Source organism: Actinomycetospora soli, assembly GCF_021026295.1.
Taxonomy (GTDB): Bacteria; Actinomycetota; Actinomycetes; order Mycobacteriales; family Pseudonocardiaceae; genus Actinomycetospora; species Actinomycetospora soli.
Genome location: NZ_JAJNDA010000014.1, coordinates 93,971 through 112,172, shown reverse-complemented (window position 1 = coordinate 112,172; position 18,202 = coordinate 93,971). Strand labels below are relative to the sequence as shown.

The following is an 18,202-nucleotide window of genomic DNA, read 5'->3' as shown; positions in this document are numbered from 1 at the left end:
CCCCGGGACCAGCGTGGCCACCGGCACGACTGTGTGCGCGACGCGCACCACCCGCCGTCGGGAAGGGTTCAGACCCGCTCGAGCTGACCCAGCCCGCGGTCGACGTCCGCGGCCGTGCGGGTCACGACGGGCAGCCCGCGCAGGTACAGCGCGATCCCGCGACGACGGATGGCGAGCGAGACCCGGTGCGTGACGAACGGGTGCCGCAGCACGGCGCGGAGCACCGCCCGGCGGGTGGCCGGACGGCGGGTCCCCCGCATCGTCGCGACGAACGCCGTCGCGAGCCCGCCCTCGGGCGCCGACCGCCGCAGCACCACGGTGGCCGCCAGCGTCCCGCCCGGCTCCGGCACCTTCATCCGGTACTCCCCGTCGACCGGGAAGAACGGCGAGACGTAGAAGTCCTTGTCCACCCGCGCGCGGCCGGCCCCGTCCACGTCGAGCAGGTAGTGGTGCCGGCCGCCGTAGGTGTTGTGGACCTCGGCGACGACCGCGGACAGCTCCCCCGTCGCCGCGTACGCCCAGTACAACGAGATCGGGTTGAACACGTACCCGAACGTCCGCGGGTGGGCGAGCATCAGCACCCGCGCCGGGCGCTCGCGGCCCTGCGCGGCGAGGAACGCGTCGAGGTTCTCGCGGATGGAGCGGTCGGGGTCGCCGAGGTGGTCGGCGCCTCGGAAGGACACGCCCGGGTACGACGGCAGATCGTCCAGGTCGACCAGCCACAGGTACATGCGGTGGGTGAAGGCGTCCTGCAGCGTCTGCGACCGCCGGTGCTCCACCAGGACGTCGTAGAGGGACGTCACCACGTCACCCCGAGCGAGGCGGCGGCCCGCACCCCCGAGGCACAGCCGTCCTCGTGGAAGCCCCAGCCGTGGTAGGCCCCGGCGAAGGCGATCCGGCCGTCGTTCAGCCCGGGCAGCCGCTTCTGCGCCGCCACCGACGCGGGCGTGTAGGCGGGGTGCTCGTAGTCCATCCGCGCGATCACCGTCGACGGGTCGACCCGGTCGGTCGCGTTGAGGGTGACGACGTAGGTCTCGGGGGTGTCGAGCCGCATCAGGCGCGTCATGTCGTAGCTGACCAGCACGCGGTCGTCGCCGGGCACCCGCAGCAGGTTCCACGACGCCCGCGCATCCGGGGCGGTCGGGAGGATCGAGGTGTCGGTGTGCAGCCACGTCTCGTTGGCCGAGTACTCGAAGGCACCCAGCACGGCGGTCTCGTCCGCGGTCGGCGCGGCCAGCATCGACAGGGCGGTCGGCGCGTGCGTGGCGATCACGACCCGGTCGAACGCGTGGGCCACGTCCGCGTCGTCACGGACCTCGAAGCCCTCCCCGACCCGCGCCACGGCACGCACCGGCGTCGACACCTCGACCGCCGACAGCCCCTTCGCGGCCTTCTCCACGTAGCGCGCCGACCCGCCGACCACGGTCTTCCATTGGTGCGAGCCGCCCACGGAGAGCAGCCCGTGGTTCGCCAGGAAGGCGAACAGGTAGCGCGCCGGGTACTGCATCGACAGCTCCGCGCCCGAGGACCACACCGCCGACACCACCGGCACCGCGAACGTGTCCACGAAGTAGCGCGAGAAGCGGTGCCGGCGCAGGAACTCGCCGAGCGTGACCTCGTCGTCCAGGTCGGTGTGCCCCGCGAGCACCCGGCGGGCGGCGCGATGGAAGCGCAGCACCTCGGCGAGCATCGCGAGGTGGCGCGGGTTCGCGAGGTTCCGCCTCTGGGCGAACAGTCCGGCCGCCCCGCGGGCCCCGGCGTACTCGAGCCCGGTCGACTCGTCGCGCACGCTCATCGACATCTCGGAGTCCTGCGTGGCGACGCCGAGCTCGCCGAACAGCCGGATGAGGTTCGGGTAGGTCGCGTGGTTGTGGACGATGAAGCCCGAGTCGACGCTGACGGTCGGCAGGTCGTGGGTGTGCGCGTGCCCGCCGAGCCGGGACTCGGCCTCGAAGAGCGTGACGTCGTGGGCCCGCTGCAGGACGTAGGCGGCCGTCAGGCCGGACACCCCGGCCCCGATCACGGCGACACGGTCACGGGACACGGGCGACTCCTCAGGCTCCGGCGGTCAGCGGGACGGACAGCCCCTCGGGGGCACCGACCGCCATCGCGTTCGCGACGGCGGGTTCGAACGGTTCGAGCCCAAGCGCCGCGAGTGCGAAGCGGGCGGTCAGCCGGTGCCACTCCCCCGCGCGGCGCAGCATGGCGTGGCCGTCGCCGTGCACGTCGAACCGGGCCACCCGGTCGGAGATCGTCGACACCTGCCGGGCGAACCACAGCGACGCACGCGGGTCGGTCATCCGCTCCCGGTCGCCGTGCGCCACGAGCAGCGTCCGTCCGCGCAGGTGCTCCCACGGCTCGTTCCGCTCGATCCACGGCGCCAGGGCCGCGATCCCGACGACGTTCGGGTCGTCCCCCACCCGCAGCGCCGCCCGGGCGCCCATCGAGTGCCCGACCAGCACGACCCGCACGTCGTCGGAGTGCCGACGCCGGAGCTCGTCGAGGGCCCAGCGGGCGTCGACCACCGGGTCGAGATCGGGCGCGTTCCAGCCCCGCACCCGGTACCGCAGCAGATCGGTCGCCACCCCGCGTCGGGCGCCGGCCTTCGCGACGGCCTGCCCGAACGGCACCATCCGCACGTGCGAGAGCAGGAACCCGCCGGCGCCCTGGTGCCCGTCGGGACGTCCGCCGTGCAGCACGAGGACGACACCGGCGCTGCCGTCCCCGGGCGGGGACGCGGCTTCGAGGCGAGGAAGGGTCACGTCCCCATCTTCGGTGCGTTCCCGACGTCAGGTCGGTGCCGGTCGGGAGGTCCTGGTCACGGCCGGGTGGCCGCCGTGGCCAGGTCGGCGAGGTCGGAGGCGCGCAGGCCGGGCCAGCCGTGCACCCGGTCGCGCCACTCCGCGCGGAACGCGGAGGCCCCGGACGCGGCCCCGAGCAGGGCCCCGGCGATCGCCGCGACCGTGTCCGTGTCCCCGCCGCCGCGCACCGCCGCGACCAGACCGGCCTCGGCGTCGGCCGCGCCGGCCACCGCCGCCCACGCCCCCTGCAGCGCCGCGACCACCCAGCCGTTGGTGCCCGCGAAGGCGCCCGGCCCGGACGCCTCGGCCGCGTCGAGCAGCGCGTCCCAGCGCCGCGCCTCGTCGTCGGGCAGGTGGGAGAGGCCGACCCGCGCGTCGGCGCGGCCGGTGGCGATCGCGTGGTCGATCGCGAGGCACCAGAGGACGCAGGCGTCGCCGGCCTGCGGGTCGTGGTGGGTGAGCTCGCTGACCGCGCGCGCCGCGGTCGTGATCGCGTCGCGGTCCCCGAGGTGGGCGAGGGCGACCGGCCCCGTCCGCATCAGCGACCCGTTGCCCCCGCTGCGGCCCGTCCGCCGGTGCACCGCCGTCGCCGCCGCCCGCAGCCGCGCCGCCGAGCCGGGACCCGGCTCCTGCGCGCTCAGCACGGTCGCCGTCTGGGAGCCCACGTCGGCGGGCCCGCCGCGGTACCAGTCGACGAAGCCGTCGGCGATCGCGTCGAGGGCCTCCTCGGTGCGCAGGTCGGCCCTGGTCGCGGCGACCCGTGCGATGACCGCCGCCATCTCGGTGTCGTCGCTCCACTGCCCGGGCGCGTAGTGCCCGAGCCCGCCGCCCACCATCGCCGGCTCGCCGTCGAGGCGGCGCGAGCCGTACTCGTACGGCACGCCGAGCGCGTCGCCGATCGCCCCGCCCTGCAGCGTGCCGATCACCCGGTCCACGTGCTGCTCCAGCGACATGTCGCCTCCCTATTAGCTCACTTCTGCGCCAACCATAGCGCAGAATTGCGCTAACCTGGGCGGCGTGTGGCGCGACGAGACCGGACGAAGCCTCGCGGACTACCCGCACCCGTCGGTCGCCGTGGACGTGGCCCTGCTGACCGTCGTCGACGGGGCCCTGCAGGTCGCCGTGCACCGCCGCGCGGGCCACGCCGCGGGCGAGCTCGCCTTGCCCGGCACGTTCGTCCGGATCGACGAGACCCTGGCCGCGGCCGCCCTGCGGGCGCTGCGGGAGCACATCGGCGTCACCGGCCGGTCCCCCGAGCAGCTGCGCGTGTTCGACGATCCCGACCGGGACGACCGCGGGCGCGTCCTCGCGATCGCCCACGTCGACCTGGTGCCGCGCGACGTGCTCGACGACGACGTCGGCCTGGTCGCCGTCGACCGCCGGCCGCGCCTGACGTTCGACCACGACGCGATGGTCGCCGCGGCGGCGGAGCACGTGCGGGCGCGGTACCGGCGCGACCCCGACCCGGCCGGGCTGCTCGGCGCCGCGTTCACGCTCGCCGAGCTGCAGGGGCTGCACGAGGCCGTGCTGGGCGCCCCGCTGCCGAAGGACACCTTCCGCCGCCACGTGCTCGCCGACCTGGAACCGACCGGCGGGGTCCGCACGGGCACCGTCGGGAAGCCGGCGCGGCTCTACCGCCGCGCGGGCTGATCGGCGATCGACTCCTCGTCGACGAACTCCAGCAGGTCGCCGGGCTGGCACTCCAGGACGCGGCACATCGCCTCCAGCGTCGAGAACCGCACCGCCTTCGCCCGGCCGTTCTTGAGCACCGCGACGTTCGCCGGCGTGAGCCCGACCCGCTCGGCGAACTCCCCGACGCTCATCTTGCGCCGGGCCAGTTCCACGTCGATGCGCACGACGATCGCCATCAGATGACCGCCTCGAGGTCGGCCCGCAGGACGGTCGCGTCGCGCAGCAGCCCGCGCATGACGACCAGCAGCAGCCCGACGACCGCGCCGAGGAGCAGGACCACGAGGAACGCGAGCGCGTCGCCCGGGTCGTCGCCGCGCCACACCGCCACGCCGCCCACCCCGAGCAGCACCACCCACCCGGCGGCGACCGCGACGATCATCGCGTCGACCCACGGGAGCGAGGCCGGGCGGAAGATCCGGTCGTCGCGGACGAGCCCGAGCAGGCGCCAGGTGCTCACGACGACGACCTGCAGGCACAGCACCCAGAACACCGCCAGCGCCGTGAGGGGCCACCGCCACGGCGCCGCGGACGGCTCCTCGGCCGCGAGATGGGCGAACTCGCCCGGGAGCGAGAACGTCTGGAGCACGAGCAGGAGCGCGAACAGGGCGACGAGCATCGCCCGGAGCAGGGCCACCACACGACGATCGAGCGACATCGGTCGAGTATCGCGCTCTATCTATCGACTATCAACAGGTGCGTCGTGCCGAACCGAGCCGGGCGCCCACGCGAAGATCGGACCGACACCTGCCGTCCGCGAAAGGACACTCCCCCATGAAGGCCGGAGACACCGCGCCCGACTTCTCGCTCGCCGACGACAGCGGGGCCACCCGCACCCTGTCGGAGCTGCTGACGAACGGGCCCGTGGTCCTGTTCTTCTACCCGCTCGCGAGCTCCGGCGGCTGCACGCAGGAGAGCTGCCACTTCCGGGACCTCGCGCAGGAGTTCGCCGAGGTCGGGGCGCAGCGCGTCGGGATCAGCGCCGACTCGGTGGAGAAGCAGCACACGTTCTCGCAGGCGAACTCGTTCGACTACCCGCTGCTCTCGGACCCGAAGGGCGAGGTCGCGAAGCAGTTCGACGCGAAGCGCTCGTGGCTGCCGGTGCTGCCGATCAAGCGCAGGACCTTCGTGATCGACACCGACCGCACCGTGCTCGAGGTGATCACCGGCGAGATGAAGTTCGACGAGCACGCCGACTCCGCGCTCGCCGTGCTGCGCAAGCGCCGCGAGAACTGAGCCGTCGTTCCGAGCGAAGGGCACCTCCGGTCACGTAGATCGACCGGAGGTGCCCTTCGCTCGTTCCGGGGCCGGGTTCAGCCCATCGGCGCGTGGATCGAGTCCGCGGCGATCCGCAGGATCACCCGCGTCTCGTCGGGGTTGCCGGAGAAGACCGGGTAGGGCCGGCCGAGGTAGCGCTGCGAGTCTGCGGCGAACCGTCGGTCATGAGCGTGGCGATGGAGCACGGCGCCGGGCGGCGCAGCAGCTCGACGAGGGCGTCGGGGAGCAAGGTCACGGGTGACTCCTCAGGTCGCGCGGGCGGGGGCGGAACCGGGCGGCAGCGGGAAGAACCCGCTGGTGCGCTCGACGTACTCGGCGTATCCGGGCCGGTCGGACATCCCCTTCTCCGTCAGCTCCTTGCCGGTCACGTTGACGAGCAGATAGCTCATCAGCAGCGGCCCGACGACGGTGACGAGCCCCGCCGGGTGTCCGACCGCCACCAGGAAGATGCCCCACCAGACGCAGAAGTCGCCGAAGTAGTTCGGGTGCCGCGTGTAGCGCCAGAGTCCCGAGTCGAGGATGCGGCCCCGGTTCTCCGGGTTCGCCTTGAACCGCGCGAGCTGGGCGTCGCCGACCGACTCGAAGAAGAACCCGACGAGCCAGACGAGCGCGCCGAGGACCAGCAGCACGGGGACCGTCGAGGCGCGCACCATCGCCGCGAGCACGGGCAGCACGACCACGAGCTGCACGCAGGCCTGGGTGAGGTAGACCTTGCGGACGACGGTCCACGTCGTCGCGCCCGGCGCGTGCCCCTCCCCGAGCATCTCCGTGTAGCGCGGGTCCTCGCCCTTCCCGTGGTTGCGCCACCCGATGTAGATCGCGAGCCGCAGGCCCCAGATCACCGGCAGCAGCAGGGCCACGAGCCGCACCGTGTCGTTCCCGACCCCGAGCAGGCCCGACGTCACGTACGCGGACACGGCGACGAGGGCGAACCCCAGCCCCCACGTCACGTCGACGACCGAGTGCTTCCCCACCGCGCGTGCCACCAGCAGCGTCACCGCGAAGGTCACGACGACGACGCCGACCGCGACCGCCAGCAGGATGCCGGCGGCCGCCCAGTCGAAGCTCATGACGCGGGAGTACCCACGTTCTGCGCCGACGGTTCGAACGTGGCGCGCGTCGCGGGCATCCCCGAGCGTCCGGTCGCCGTCGGGCGGGCCAGCAGGATCTGGTCGACGCCCATCCGGTTCTCCTCGAACGCGAGCGCGGCGCCCACGAGGTAGAGCCGCCACATCCGGGCGCCCCGCTCCCCCGCCAGCTCCACCGCGCGGTCCCAGTTCGCCTCGAGCGTGGCGATCCAGGCGCGGCAGGTCGGCACGTAGTGCTCCCGCATGACGTGGACGTCGCGCACCTCGAGGCCGGCCCGCTGGAGCAGCGTGAGCGTGTCCCCGACGGGGCGCATCACCATGTCCGGGGTCACGTAGGTCTCGATGAACGGCCCGCCGCCGGGGTGGTCGCCGGGACGGCGGGACATCTGCTGCACGAGCGCGCGCCCACCGGGGCGCACCGCGCCGAACAGGATCGAGGCGAACGTCGGGTAGTTCCCGTCGCCGACGTGCTCGCCCATCTCGATGCTCGAGACCGCGTCGAACGCGCCGTACTCCTCGATCTGGGTGGGCACGTCGCGGTAGTCGATCAGGTCGACCTGCACCTTGTCGGCCAGGCCCTCGGCCCGGATCCGCTGGTTGATGTGGTCGCGCTGCTCGGTCGCGATGGTCACGCCCCGCACGTGGGCGCCGAAGTGCTTCGCGGCGTGGATGGGCAGGGAGCCCCAGCCGCAGCCCACGTCGAGCAGGGTGGAGCCCGGACCGAGCCCGAGCTTGCGGCAGATCATGTCGAGCTTGGCGTCCTGCGCGGCGACGAGGTTCTCCGCGGTGAGCGGCGCGGCGAGGTCGGTCCAGTACCCCGACGAGTACGCCATGTTCCGGTCGAGGATGAGCTCGTAGAAGTCGTTGCCGGCGTCGTAGTGGTGGTGGATCACCGCCCGGTCGCGCAGCTGGGAGTGCAGCTTCGCGAACCGCGGGAGCCGGATCGCCTCGGGCGGCGCCGCGGGCCGCGGACCGAGCAGCCCGAGCGTCGCCGCCCCCGCGAGGACGGCGGGGAGCTCGGTGACGCCGGGCCGGCGGGGCCGCACCGCGCCGTCGCGGACGAGGCCCCAGATCGCGGTGAGGCCCTCCTGCAGGTCGCCCTCGACGTCGAGGTCGCCCGAGACGTACGCGTGGGCCAGGCCCATCTCGCCCGGCTGCCACAGCAGGCGCCGCAGGGCCCGGCGGTGCGCCAGGACGACGACGGGGGCACCGGACGCGCGGCTCGCCCCCGCCTCGCTGCCGTCCCACGCGCGGATGCGCACGGGGAGCGCCCCGTCCACGAACCTGCTCGCCGCGCGGACCACCCGTGCTGCTGCGCCTGCCATCCGTCCTCCCACACCGTTCGTCCGACCTCGGCAGGATCATCGCGCCGGACGCCCGCCCGGTTCGGGCGGCGCGGAGAACTACTCATGCGGGTACGGCGGAGGACAGGCCATGATCCGGGGCATGTCCTCCCAGGCGCCGCAGCCTCCCCTGCCCGACGAGGGCCCGTCCCCGCTGGCCGCCCCGCCGCCGGAACCGGCGGCCGCACCTGCCGTCGGGAACGCCCCGGAGGCCCCGCAGCACGCCGAGCAGCCCCGCCCGCACCCGACGGTGCGGCGCATCGCGCAGGGCCACGACCGGCGACCGCCGGGACGCCCGATGCGGCTGTGGCGCAAGCTCGCGATCTGGGTGCTCTACGCGCGGCGCGACCGCGGGTTCTGGTACGGCTTCGCGATCGACCTGCTGTGGCCGGTGCTCATGGCCGTCGCGCGGTGGGACTTCCGGGGCGGGCGCCACGTGCCGCCGCAGGGCGGCGTGCTGCTCGCGGTCAACCACCTCTCGCACGTGGACCCGATCGTGCTCGTCGCCTACTGCATGGCGCAGGGCCGCATCCCGCGCTTCCTCGCGATGAAGGAGCTGTGGGGCATGCGGGTCGTGGGCGCACCGCTGCGCGGCGGCAGGCACATCCCGGTGGACCGGAAGGCCTCGGGCATCGAGGCCTACCGGGCGGCGGTCGACGCCGTGAACCGCGGCGAGTGCGTCGTGGTCTACCCGGAGGGCGGCTTCCCCGACGAGTCCGACGGCTGGCCGCAGAAGGCCCACACCGGGATCGCGCGCATGGCGCTGGAGACCGGCGCCCCGGTGGTCCCGGTCGGCCAGTGGGGGTCGAACCACCTGCTGCCGCCGCAGGCGAAGGCCGGGACCCTCGTCCCCCGCGCCACCCTGCGCGTCCTCGCCGGCGAGCCGGTGGACCTCGCCGACCTCGTCGGGAAGCAGAAGCGCGGCAGCGCCCTGCGCGAGGCGACCGACCGGATCATGTCCCGGGTCACGGAGGAGTTGGCGACCCTGCGGGGCGAGGCGCCTCCCACCTCCTGAACGACGACAGGGGCCCGGTGCGGACGTCGCACCGGGCCCCTGTCGGCGGAGACCTAGCCGCTGATCTGCTTCTTCATCTCCTCGACCACCGACGGGTCGACCAGCGTGGAGGTGTCGCCCAGCTCCTCGCCCTCGGCGAGGTTCTTGAGCAGGCGACGCATGATCTTGCCCGACCGGGTCTTCGGCAGGTCGTTCGCGAAGATCACCGTGGCCGGGCGGGCCAGCTTGCCGATCGACTGCGCCACCTGCTCGCGCAGGGCCTGCTCCAGCTCCTCGGTGCCCGTCTTGTCCCCGGTGAGCGACACGAAGGCGACGATGGCCTGGCCGGTGTCGGGGTCCTTGCGCGCGGCGACCGCGGCCTCGGCCACGTCGCCGTGCTCGACCAACGCGCTCTCGATCTCGAAGGTCGAGAGCCGGTGGCCCGACACGTTGACGACGTCGTCCAGGCGGCCCATCAGCATGATGTCGCCGTCCTCGTCGTACTTCGCGCCGTCACCCGCGAAGTAGGCGTCCGAGTACTTCGACCAGTAGGTCTCGCGGAAGCGCTCGTCGTCCTTGTAGAGCCCGCGCATCATCCCGGGCCACGGGGCCGTGAGCACGAGGTTGCCGGTCTGCTCGACCCCGAGCACGTTGCCCTCGTCGTCCCGGATCTCCGGCCGCACGCCCGGGAAGGGCTGCTGGGCCGAGCCCGGCTTCATCGTCGTGATGCCGGGCAGCGGGGTGATCAGGATGTGCCCGGTCTCGGTCTGCCACCAGGTGTCCATGATCGGCGCCTTGTCGCCGCCGACGTGCTTGCGGTACCACTCCCAGACCTCGGGGTTGATCGGCTCACCGACGCTGCCCAGGATCTTGATCGACGACAGGTCGTGCGCCTGCGCGTGCTGCTCGCCCCACTTCATGTGGGAGCGGATCGCGGTGGGCGAGGTGTAGAGGATCGTCACCCCGTACTTCTCGATGATGTTCCACCACACCTCCTTGTCCGGGTAGCCCGGCACGCCCTCGTAGAGGACGGAGGTGACGCCGTTGACCAGCGGTCCGTAGGTGATGTAGCTGTGCCCGGTGATCCAGCCGATGTCGGCGGCGCACCAGTAGACGGAGTCGTCCTTGACGTCGAAGACGAGGTTGTGGGTCGTGGAGACACCGACCAGGTAGCCGGCGGTGGTGTGCACGACGCCCTTGGGCTTGCCGGTGGAGCCGGAGGTGTAGAGGAGGAACAGCAGGTCCTCGGACTCCATGGGCTCGCAGGGGCAGCTCTCCGCGTCGGAGGACTCCCCGTCGATCAGGTCATCGAGGTAGACGTCCCGGTCGTTCATCGGGATGTCGTTGCCGGTGCGCTTGACGACGACGATCTTCTCGACCGTCGTGCTGCCCGCCCCGTCGAGGCCCTCGTCGGCGTTGGTCTTCTGGGCGGCGGTCTTGCCGCCGCGCAGCGCCTCGTCCTGGGTGATGAGGACCTTGCACTCGAGGTCGTTGCACCGCTCGGCCACGGCCTTGCCCGAGAACCCGCCGAACACGACGGTGTGCGGGGCGCCGAGCCGGGCGCACGCGAGCATCGCGACGACGGCCTCGGGGATCATCTGCATGTAGATGCCGACGGGGACGCCCTTGCCCACCCCGAGCTTCTTCAGCCCGTTGGCGAAGCGGACGACCTGCTCCTGGAGCTGCGCGAACGTGATGTCGTGCGCGTCCGCGAAGTCGGGCCCGTCGTCGGGGACGACGTGCAGCGCGACCTTGTCGCCCTGCCCGTTCTCGACGTGCCGGTCGACCGCGTTGTAACAGGCGTTGAGCTTGCCCCCGACGAACCACTTGGCGTAGGGCAGCTGCCAGTCGAGCACCGTGTCGTACGGCTCGAACCAGCTGATGCGTTCCTTCGCCTGGGAGTCCCAGAACTCCTCGAGGTCCATCTCCTTCATCTCGGGACGCACGTTGGCGGTCTTCGACAGCTCGGGGTCCGGCGGGTACGTGTTTCCCTGACTCGAGCCCTGCTCCGACATCCGCTGGCCTCCGGTTCCTCGCTCTATCCACTGGCCGGGCGGGCATGACCCTGTGCGCAGCGTCACGACGCCGACCCGGTGGGGCAACCCTGCCACGATCGACGTGCCAAGGTCCCCTTCGTCCGGACGGCGTGTTCCCCGTCGAGCCGGAGTGCAACCCGTCACAGTGACGCCGCGGCCGGTGTACCGATCCGGACGCCAGACTGTCCGCCGTGATCGATCGACTGCCCGCCGTCGCCGCGCGGCTCGCCCCGGTGTTCCGCGCGGCCGGCTTCACCGTCGAGGGCGTGGCGGAGGCGCTCGGCGCCGAGGCCGGGGCCGCCCTCGACCGCGGCGAGCCGGAGCCCGCCCGCCGCTCCCTTCCCGACGCCGGGTCCTTCCGTACCCTGGTGCGCCTGTTCCTGCTCGGCGAGCCGGTCACGGACGACGAGGCCGCCGCGGCCGTCGCCCCGGTCGCCGTGGACGAGCTGGTCGACACCGAGCTGCTCCGCCGGACGCCGGACGGGGTCGCCGCCGGGCTGGATCTGCGCCCCCACGCCGACGAGCACGGCTCCTGGTGGGTGATCTCGGACCTCGACGTCGGCGACGGCAAGGCGACCGAGCACGTGCTCGGCGCCGGGGCGGCCTCCCTGTCGCTCGCCCGGGCGACCGTGCGGCGGCCGGTGGCCACCCTGCTCGACCTCGGCGCCGGCTGCGGCGTGCAGACCCTGCACGCGTCGGGCCACGCGGGCTCCCTGACCGCGACCGACGTCTCCGACCGCGCGAACACCCTCGCCCGCGCGACGTTCGCGATCTCCGGCGTCGACGTCGAGGTGCGCACCGGCCCCTGGTGGGAGCCGGTCGAGGGCCGCCGGTTCGACCAGGTCGTCTGCAACCCGCCGTTCGTGCCCGGCCCGCCCGCGGTCGAGCACGTCTACCGCGACTCCGGGCTCGGCGGCGACGGCGCCTCCGCCCTCCTGGTGTCCACGCTCCCGGGCTTCCTGACGCCGGGTGGGGTCGGCCAGCTGCTCGCGTCCTGGCTGATCACCGGCGCCGACCTGGAGGCCGCGGAGCCCGGCACCGGCTGGACGACCCGGCCACGGCGCTGGATCGAGGACGCGACCGCGGCGGCCGCGCCGGGCGGGCTGGACGCCTGGGTGGTGCAGCGCGACGTGGCCGACCCGGCGCTGCACGTCGGCACGTGGCTGCGCGACGCCGGCGTCGACCCGGCCTCCCCCGCCGGCCGGGCGCGCAGCGCGGAGTGGCTGGACTTCTTCGCCGCGCACGACGTGGTGGGGATCGGCTTCGGGTTCGTCACGGTGCGTCGGACCGACGGCCCCGACGTCCCGGGCACGGTGGTGTTCGAGGACATGCGCCAGGCGATCGGCGACCCGCTCGGGCCGGAGATCGAGGCGTGGCTGGACCGGGTGGCGTGGCTGCGCACGCACGACCTGCGCGACGAGCCGCTCGTCGCCCCGCCCACGACGGCCCTGGAGCGCGGCTACACCGGGTCCGACGAGGGCTGGCGACGGATCGGGGGCACGCTCGTGCGGCTCGACGGCCCGCAGTGGCGCCACGACCTCGACGAGCTCGGTGAGTCCCTGCTCGCCGGCTGCCGGGGCCACCTGCCCCTGGCCGACCTGCTCGGGCTGCTCGCCGTCGCCCACGGCCGGGACGCCGAGGAGCTCACCGCGGCCGCCCTGCCCGTCGTCCGGGACCTGTTCCTGCACGGCCTGCTGGTGCCGCGGGACGGGGTGTGAGGGCCGTCGTCGCCCGGGTGACCGAGGCCTCGGTCACCGTGGCCGGCGAGGTGGTCGGCGCCCTCGACGGGCCCGGGCTGCTCGTGCTGCTCGGGGTGCACCGCGACGACCCCGCCCGCGGGGACGAGCCGGTGACGACGATGGCCCGGAAGCTGCACGAGCTGCGGATCCTCGACGGCGAGCAGAGCTGCGCGGACACCGGCGCCGGACTGCTCGTGGTGAGTCAGTTCACGCTCTACGGCGAGACGCGCCGGGGTCGGCGACCCTCGTGGTCGGCGGCCGCGCCGGGCGAGGAGGCGGAGCGGGTCGTCGGGGCCGTGGTCGACGCGCTGCGGGCGCGGGGCGCGACGGTGGCCACCGGGAGGTTCGGCGCGGACATGGCGGTGGCATCCGTCAACGACGGACCTTTCACCGTGCTGGTCGAGGTCTGACCGATCCCGCCCGACCGGTTGTCCCGGAATGACCGGAAGCACGCGTCAGCACCGTCACAAGCGGCTATCCCGACGCGAGCCGGGTGCGCGGGAACGATCGCGCGCCACCGCGCGTTCGACCATGTGACGCGGCGCGCCAGACCCACGCCGCGCAGGGAGGATTCCATGACGGCGACACTCGCCCCGCGGACGTCTCGCAGCGACGTACCTGCTGAGGCCGTCCTGCCCGAGTCGACCCCCGACGGCGCCGAGACCTCCGAGAGCACCGAGACCACCGCGTTGCAGACCGAGGCCGAGATCCAGAGCGACCTGGACGCCCAGAGCCCGGCCGCCGATCTCGTCCGTGTCTACCTCAACGGTATCGGAAAGACCGCCCTGCTGACGGCCGCCGACGAGGTGGAGCTGGCCAAGCGCATCGAGGCCGGCGTCTTCGCCGCGCACCTGCTCGAGGTCGCGGGCGCCGAGATCGACGCGGAGCGGGCCAAGGACCTGCGGATGGTCGCGCGCGACGGTCGTCGGGCCCGCGCGCACCTGCTCGAGGCGAACCTGCGGCTCGTGGTCTCGCTGGCCAAGCGCTACACCGGCCGCGGGATGCCGCTCCTCGACCTCATCCAGGAGGGCAACCTCGGCCTGATCCGGGCCGTGGAGAAGTTCGACTACGCCAAGGGCTTCAAGTTCTCGACCTACGCGACGTGGTGGATCCGCCAGGCCATCACCCGCGGCATGGCCGATCAGGCCCGCACGATCCGCCTGCCCGTCCACCTGGTCGAGCAGGTCAACAAGCTGGCCCGCATCAAGCGCGACCTGCACCAGACCCTCGGGCGTGAGGCCACGAACGAGGAGCTGGCCGAGGAGTCCGGGCTGGCCGTCGAGAAGGTCGCCGACCTGCTCGACCACAGCCGCGACCCGGTGAGCCTCGACATGCCGGTCGGCTCCGAGGAGGAGGCTCCGCTCGGGGACTTCATCGAGGACGCCGAGGCCACCGACGCCGAGTCCACGGTGATCTCCGGCCTCCTGCACGACGACATGCGGCGGGTCATCGCCACGCTCGACGAGCGCGAGCAGAACGTGATCCGGCTGCGCTACGGCCTCGACGACGGCCAGCCCCGCACGCTCGACCAGATCGGCAAGCGCTTCGGGCTCTCCCGGGAGCGCGTCCGCCAGATCGAGCGCGAGGTCATGTCCAAGCTGCGCGAGGGCGACCGGGCCCGGCGGCTCAAGGCCTACGCCGCGAGCTGACACCCAGCGCGACACCGACGGCCGGTGCCGGACCCCCGACGGGGTCCGGCCCGGCCGTTCGTCGTCGCGCAACCGCTCTCGTGGTGACGCGCTGCTCCGGAATCGAGTCGTCCCGGCCCGGACGACCCGCTCTCTCGGCCGCTTGACCCCTCCGAGCGGGCGGGCGCATGCTCCTCTGGACGCAGCGCGTGTGACGCGATGCACGCCGGGACGGCGGTACCGCTCCCGGCCACCGACACGGTGACCGCAGCCCGGTCACCCGCGACGAGGGGCCGGGACGGCCGGGGGCCGTCCCGGTTCCTCGGCTCCCTCAGCGTGTCTCGCCGGTGAGCACGACCCGGCGCTGACCGAGGTCCGCGTCCAGCGGCAGGTCGAACGCGGGGTAGCGCAGCTCCCGGGTGCACGGCCCGGTCGAGGTCGACGTCTGCGTGATCCGCACCGTCACCTCCTCGGCCGTCTGCGCGGCGATCGCCGCCGTCGCCTCGGTGCACCCTCCCGCCCGGCCGTAGACCCCGAGGGTGCGCGGCCCGGTGGTCCAGACCAGCGTGGGGAAGCCGGCGGGCAGCCCCGTCGTCGTGACCCGCGCGGGGTCGAGCGCGGTGCCGCCCGGTGGCGGTGCGGCCACGAGCGGGTCGACCGGCACCGGCGGGGTCGACGTCCCGCCCGGCGGGGCGCCGGTGGGCACCGTGGCCGGCGACGGGTCCCCGGACGGCGCGGAGCCGCCGCCGCACCCGGCGGTGAGCACCAACGTCACGGCGAGCAACACGATCATCGGCAGGGCGCGCATCGCCGGCGATCGTCCCCCACGCGCCTCCCGGGCACCGGGTGCCTCACCCGCACGGGTCACGCGCCGAGTCGGCGCGGCCCGTCGTCCCGGGGCCCGGGTGGCGGCCCGAGCACGGCACGCATGGACGTCGGGTGCACTCCCCGTTCGGCCACCAGGACGGGGTCGAGCACCAGCGAGCGCAGCTCCGGCACGTGGTCGGCGAGCTGGCCGACGCGCAGCAGCAGGTCCTCGAGCGCGGCGAGGTCCATCGGCCGTGCCCCGCGGTAGCCGTCGAGCATCGGGGCCGCCCGCGGGGCGCGGACCAGCGTGTGGGCGTCCATCGTGGAGAGCGGCGTGGCGCGGTAGGCGCGGTCGCCGAGCAGCTCGGTGACCACCCCGGCGAGCCCGAAGGACACCAGCGAGCCGAACGACGGGTCGTCGCGCAGTTCCACCACCACCGGCATCCCCGGCGGCACCTGGACCTGCACGTCGACCTCGGGCGACCCGGACAGGTCGGTCAGCTGCTGGTAGGCGTACGCGACCGACTCGTCGTCGGACAGCCCCGTGCGCACACCGGCGAGGTCGGAGCGGTGCCGCCAGGTGCGGACCACCGTCTTGACCACGACCTCCCCGCCGCCCTGCTCCCGCAGCGCCGCGGCGGCCTCGACCGCCTCGTCGCGTGTGCGCGCGCGCCGGAACGGGGCGATGTGGATGCCCACCCGGCGCAGCAGCTCCGCGGTCTGGTCGTCGTCGAGCACGAGCGCGGTCGAGATCGGCCCGAGGTCGTCGACGAAGGCGCGGGCGGCGGTGAGGTCGCACCCGGGCGGGACCACGAAGTCGCCGACCGGACGCTCCAGCCACTGCGTGTAGCGCACCACCCGGGCCAGCGCGATCACCGCGCGCTCCGGGGACGGGTAGGAGGGGACGCTGCCGCGGGCGGGCACCGCGGAGCCCCCGAGCTCGGAGGGCACCACCAGGTGCTCGGGGACCCCGGACGAGGCCAGGAAGGTCGTCGTCACCGGCTTGTCGGCGCTCGTGACCACCTCGGCCAGGGCGTCGGCGTGCTCGGCGCCGTCGGTGGCCACCGGCGGCGAGAACACGATCACCAGCGCGTCGCACCGGTCGTCCTCGAGGGCCTGCAGGGCGGCGTCGGCGAGCTCGGCGGGGTCGGCCATCGACCCGACGTCCACGGGCGGGAAGGCCAGGTACATGCCGTGGGCGAGCGCGACGTCGGAGGCCAGCACCCCGAGGGCGCTCGAGTTCCCGACGACGCCGATGCGCGGGCCCCGCGGCAGCGGCTGGTTGGCCACCAGCAGGGCCACGTCGAACAGCTCGTCGACCGAGCTGACGCGGATGACGCCGGACTGGTCGAACACGGCCGCGACCGACGCCTCCTCCAGCGGCGACGTGCTGGCCGCGAGACCGGGCGTCGCGTGCCGCCCGGAGGCGACCGCCACGACGGGCTTGCGGCGGGCCAGCCGGCGGGCGACGCGGGCGAACTTGCGCGGGTTGCCGAAGCTCTCGAGGTAGAGCAGGACGACGTCGGTCGTCGGGTCGGTGTCCCAGTACTGCATGAGGTCGTTGCCCGACAGGTCGGCGCGGTTGCCCGCCGAGACGAACGTCGAGAGCCCGAGCCTGCGCTGCGCGGCGGCCGCGAGGATCTGGATGCCGAGGGCCCCGGACTGGCAGAAGAACCCGACCCGTCCCGGCGGGGGCAGGGTCGGGGCGAGCGAGGCGTTGAGCCGCACGGCGGGGTCGAGGTTCACCACGCCGAGCGCGCTCGGCCCGACGACGCGCATGCCGCGCGAGCGGGCGTCGGTCACCAGCTCGCGCTGCCGGGCGATGCCCTCCTCCCCCGCCTCGCCGAAGCCCGACGTCACGACGACGAGGGCCCGGACCCCCTTCTCGAGGCAGCCGTCGACCACTCCCGGGACCTCCTCCGGAGGCACGGCGAGGACCGCGAGGTCGACGTCGTCGGGGATGTCGGTGACGGTCGGGTAGGCCCGGACGCCGCGCACCGAGCGCGCCTCCGGGTTGACCGGGTAGACGGGGCCGGTGAACCCGCCGAGCAGCAGGTTGCGCAGCACGACGTGGCCGAGCTTGCGCTCGTCGGCGGACGCGCCGACCACGGCGACCGAGCGCGGCGTGAGCACGTTCGCCACCGACCGGGCCTCGGCGGCCTGCTCGCGGGAGCGCCGCACCTCGGTGGAGCGGTCGGTCGCGGCCACGTCGAACTCGAGGTGCAGCGTCGAGCCGTCCAGCGAGCGGGTCACGTCGTAGCCGGCCTGGCGGAAGGTGTGCACCATCGCGCGGTTCTCGGAGAGCACCTCGGCGACGAACCGGCTGATGCCCACCTCCTCCGCCGCGGCCGCCAGGTGCTCCAGCAGGATCGAGCCGAGCCCACGGCCCTGGTGGTCGTCGCGGACCACGAACGCGACCTCGGCCGACGGGTCGTCCGCCCCGAGGCGCACGTAGCGCCCGATGGCGATGATCTCATCACCGAGCCACAGCACGAGGGCCACCGAGTCGTGGTGGTCGACCTCGACGAAGCGCTTGAGGTCGCGCGGCGGGATCGTGGGGTAGGGGCTGAAGTAGCGGTAGTAGCGGGTCCGCTCGGAGAGCCGGGCGTGGAAGGCGACCACGGCGTCGGCGTCGTCGGGTGTGATGGGCCGCAGGTGTGCGGTGGCGCCGTCGGCGGCCACCACGTCGGCCTCCCACTGCCGGGGGTAGGGCGCGTCGGGGACGGCCGCGACCGGGGTGGTCGCCGCGTCGAGGCTCGAGACCTCGGTGGTCGACCAGGCCGGGGATGAGCTCATGGG

At 73.8% G+C, this 18,202-nt stretch carries 18 protein-coding genes; 6 read left to right on the top strand and 12 right to left on the bottom strand.

Going from position 1 to position 18,202, the window contains the following annotated elements; all coding sequences use genetic code 11:
- Nucleotides 1-68 precede the first annotated feature (68 nt).
- From LN037_RS21990 to LN037_RS21975, 4 genes are read right to left on the bottom strand one after another with little or no spacing between them, the layout of a single operon-like run.
- Nucleotides 69-803 (bottom strand): DUF1365 domain-containing protein, encoded by a 735-nt coding sequence (locus LN037_RS21990; protein ID WP_230756887.1) that lies wholly within the window; start codon nucleotides 801-803, stop codon nucleotides 69-71.
- A complete protein-coding gene (locus LN037_RS21985; protein WP_230756884.1) occupies nucleotides 800-2,044 on the bottom strand; it encodes an NAD(P)/FAD-dependent oxidoreductase in 1,245 nt (414 codons plus the stop codon). The genes LN037_RS21990 and LN037_RS21985 overlap by 4 nt, the downstream gene beginning before the upstream one ends.
- Nucleotides 2,045-2,054: 10 nt before the next feature.
- Nucleotides 2,055-2,762 carry an alpha/beta fold hydrolase gene (locus LN037_RS21980; RefSeq protein ID WP_230756867.1) on the bottom strand — a complete coding sequence of 236 codons (708 nt, stop codon included), beginning with the start codon at nucleotides 2,760-2,762 and terminating at the stop codon, nucleotides 2,055-2,057.
- Between the two features lie 56 nt (nucleotides 2,763-2,818).
- Complete coding sequence (locus tag LN037_RS21975) at nucleotides 2,819-3,754, bottom strand: ADP-ribosylglycohydrolase family protein (RefSeq protein ID WP_230756864.1); 936 nt, start codon at nucleotides 3,752-3,754, stop codon at nucleotides 2,819-2,821.
- 64 nt (nucleotides 3,755-3,818) lie between these two features.
- On the opposite strand from LN037_RS21975, the gene LN037_RS21970 reads away from it, so the two are divergent.
- On the top strand, nucleotides 3,819-4,451 hold the full coding sequence (locus LN037_RS21970; RefSeq protein WP_230756862.1) for an NUDIX hydrolase: 633 nt from the start codon (nucleotides 3,819-3,821) through the stop codon (nucleotides 4,449-4,451).
- On the opposite strand, the gene LN037_RS21965 is transcribed toward LN037_RS21970, so the two are convergent.
- Complete coding sequence (locus tag LN037_RS21965; RefSeq protein ID WP_230756860.1) at nucleotides 4,433-4,669, bottom strand: helix-turn-helix domain-containing protein; 237 nt, start codon at nucleotides 4,667-4,669, stop codon at nucleotides 4,433-4,435. The two genes, LN037_RS21970 and LN037_RS21965, sit on opposite strands and share 19 nt — an antisense overlap.
- Entirely contained in the window at nucleotides 4,669-5,148 is a 480-nt protein-coding gene (locus LN037_RS21960; protein WP_230756858.1) for a DUF2975 domain-containing protein, read from the bottom strand. The genes LN037_RS21965 and LN037_RS21960 overlap by 1 nt, the downstream gene beginning before the upstream one ends.
- 116 nt (nucleotides 5,149-5,264) lie before the next feature.
- On the opposite strand from LN037_RS21960, the gene LN037_RS21955 reads away from it, so the two are divergent.
- Nucleotides 5,265-5,726 carry a peroxiredoxin gene (locus tag LN037_RS21955; RefSeq protein ID WP_230756856.1) on the top strand — a complete coding sequence of 154 codons (462 nt, stop codon included), beginning with the start codon at nucleotides 5,265-5,267 and terminating at the stop codon, nucleotides 5,724-5,726.
- A 77-nt stretch (nucleotides 5,727-5,803) separates the two neighbouring features.
- On the opposite strand, the gene LN037_RS21950 is transcribed toward LN037_RS21955, so the two are convergent.
- The 3 genes from LN037_RS21950 to LN037_RS21940 are packed head-to-tail and all read right to left on the bottom strand — an operon-like array spanning nucleotide 5,804 to nucleotide 8,181.
- Nucleotides 5,804-5,953 carry a hypothetical protein gene (locus LN037_RS21950; protein ID WP_230756854.1) on the bottom strand — a complete coding sequence of 50 codons (150 nt, stop codon included), beginning with the start codon at nucleotides 5,951-5,953 and terminating at the stop codon, nucleotides 5,804-5,806.
- A gap of 60 nt (nucleotides 5,954-6,013) precedes the next feature.
- Nucleotides 6,014-6,838 carry a DUF1295 domain-containing protein gene (locus LN037_RS21945; RefSeq protein ID WP_230756852.1) on the bottom strand — a complete coding sequence of 275 codons (825 nt, stop codon included), beginning with the start codon at nucleotides 6,836-6,838 and terminating at the stop codon, nucleotides 6,014-6,016.
- Nucleotides 6,835-8,181: an SAM-dependent methyltransferase gene (locus tag LN037_RS21940; RefSeq protein ID WP_230756848.1), complete on the bottom strand. Its 1,347-nt coding sequence runs from the start codon at nucleotides 8,179-8,181 to the stop codon at nucleotides 6,835-6,837. Before LN037_RS21940 ends, LN037_RS21945 begins: the two co-directional genes overlap by 4 nt.
- A gap of 121 nt (nucleotides 8,182-8,302) precedes the next feature.
- On the opposite strand from LN037_RS21940, the gene LN037_RS21935 reads away from it, so the two are divergent.
- Nucleotides 8,303-9,214, top strand: coding sequence for a lysophospholipid acyltransferase family protein (locus LN037_RS21935; RefSeq protein WP_230756845.1), 912 nt, complete (start codon nucleotides 8,303-8,305; stop codon nucleotides 9,212-9,214).
- Between the two features lie 53 nt (nucleotides 9,215-9,267).
- Here LN037_RS21935 and acs read toward each other — a convergent pair whose 3' ends face one another.
- A complete protein-coding gene (gene acs, locus LN037_RS21930; RefSeq protein ID WP_372460512.1) occupies nucleotides 9,268-11,208 on the bottom strand; it encodes an acetate--CoA ligase in 1,941 nt (646 codons plus the stop codon).
- A 212-nt stretch (nucleotides 11,209-11,420) separates the two neighbouring features.
- Between acs and LN037_RS21925 the strand changes: the two genes are divergently transcribed.
- The 3 genes from LN037_RS21925 (at nucleotide 11,421) to LN037_RS21915 (ending at nucleotide 14,617) form a co-directional block, all read left to right on the top strand.
- On the top strand, nucleotides 11,421-12,947 hold the full coding sequence (locus tag LN037_RS21925; RefSeq protein ID WP_230756839.1) for a DUF7782 domain-containing protein: 1,527 nt from the start codon (nucleotides 11,421-11,423) through the stop codon (nucleotides 12,945-12,947).
- On the top strand, nucleotides 12,944-13,378 hold the full coding sequence (gene dtd / locus LN037_RS21920) for a D-aminoacyl-tRNA deacylase (RefSeq protein WP_230756836.1): 435 nt from the start codon (nucleotides 12,944-12,946) through the stop codon (nucleotides 13,376-13,378). Before LN037_RS21925 ends, dtd begins: the two co-directional genes overlap by 4 nt.
- Before the next feature lie 165 nt (nucleotides 13,379-13,543).
- Nucleotides 13,544-14,617, top strand: a complete 1,074-nt coding sequence (locus LN037_RS21915; protein WP_230756833.1) for a sigma-70 family RNA polymerase sigma factor — start codon at nucleotides 13,544-13,546, stop codon at nucleotides 14,615-14,617.
- A 310-nt stretch (nucleotides 14,618-14,927) separates the two neighbouring features.
- Here LN037_RS21915 and LN037_RS21910 read toward each other — a convergent pair whose 3' ends face one another.
- On the bottom strand, nucleotides 14,928-15,404 hold the full coding sequence (locus tag LN037_RS21910; RefSeq protein ID WP_230756831.1) for a hypothetical protein: 477 nt from the start codon (nucleotides 15,402-15,404) through the stop codon (nucleotides 14,928-14,930).
- Nucleotides 15,405-15,460: 56 nt separating this feature from the next.
- Nucleotides 15,461-18,199 carry a bifunctional acetate--CoA ligase family protein/GNAT family N-acetyltransferase gene (locus LN037_RS21905; protein ID WP_230756828.1) on the bottom strand — a complete coding sequence of 913 codons (2,739 nt, stop codon included), beginning with the start codon at nucleotides 18,197-18,199 and terminating at the stop codon, nucleotides 15,461-15,463.
- Nucleotides 18,200-18,202 lie beyond the last annotated feature (3 nt).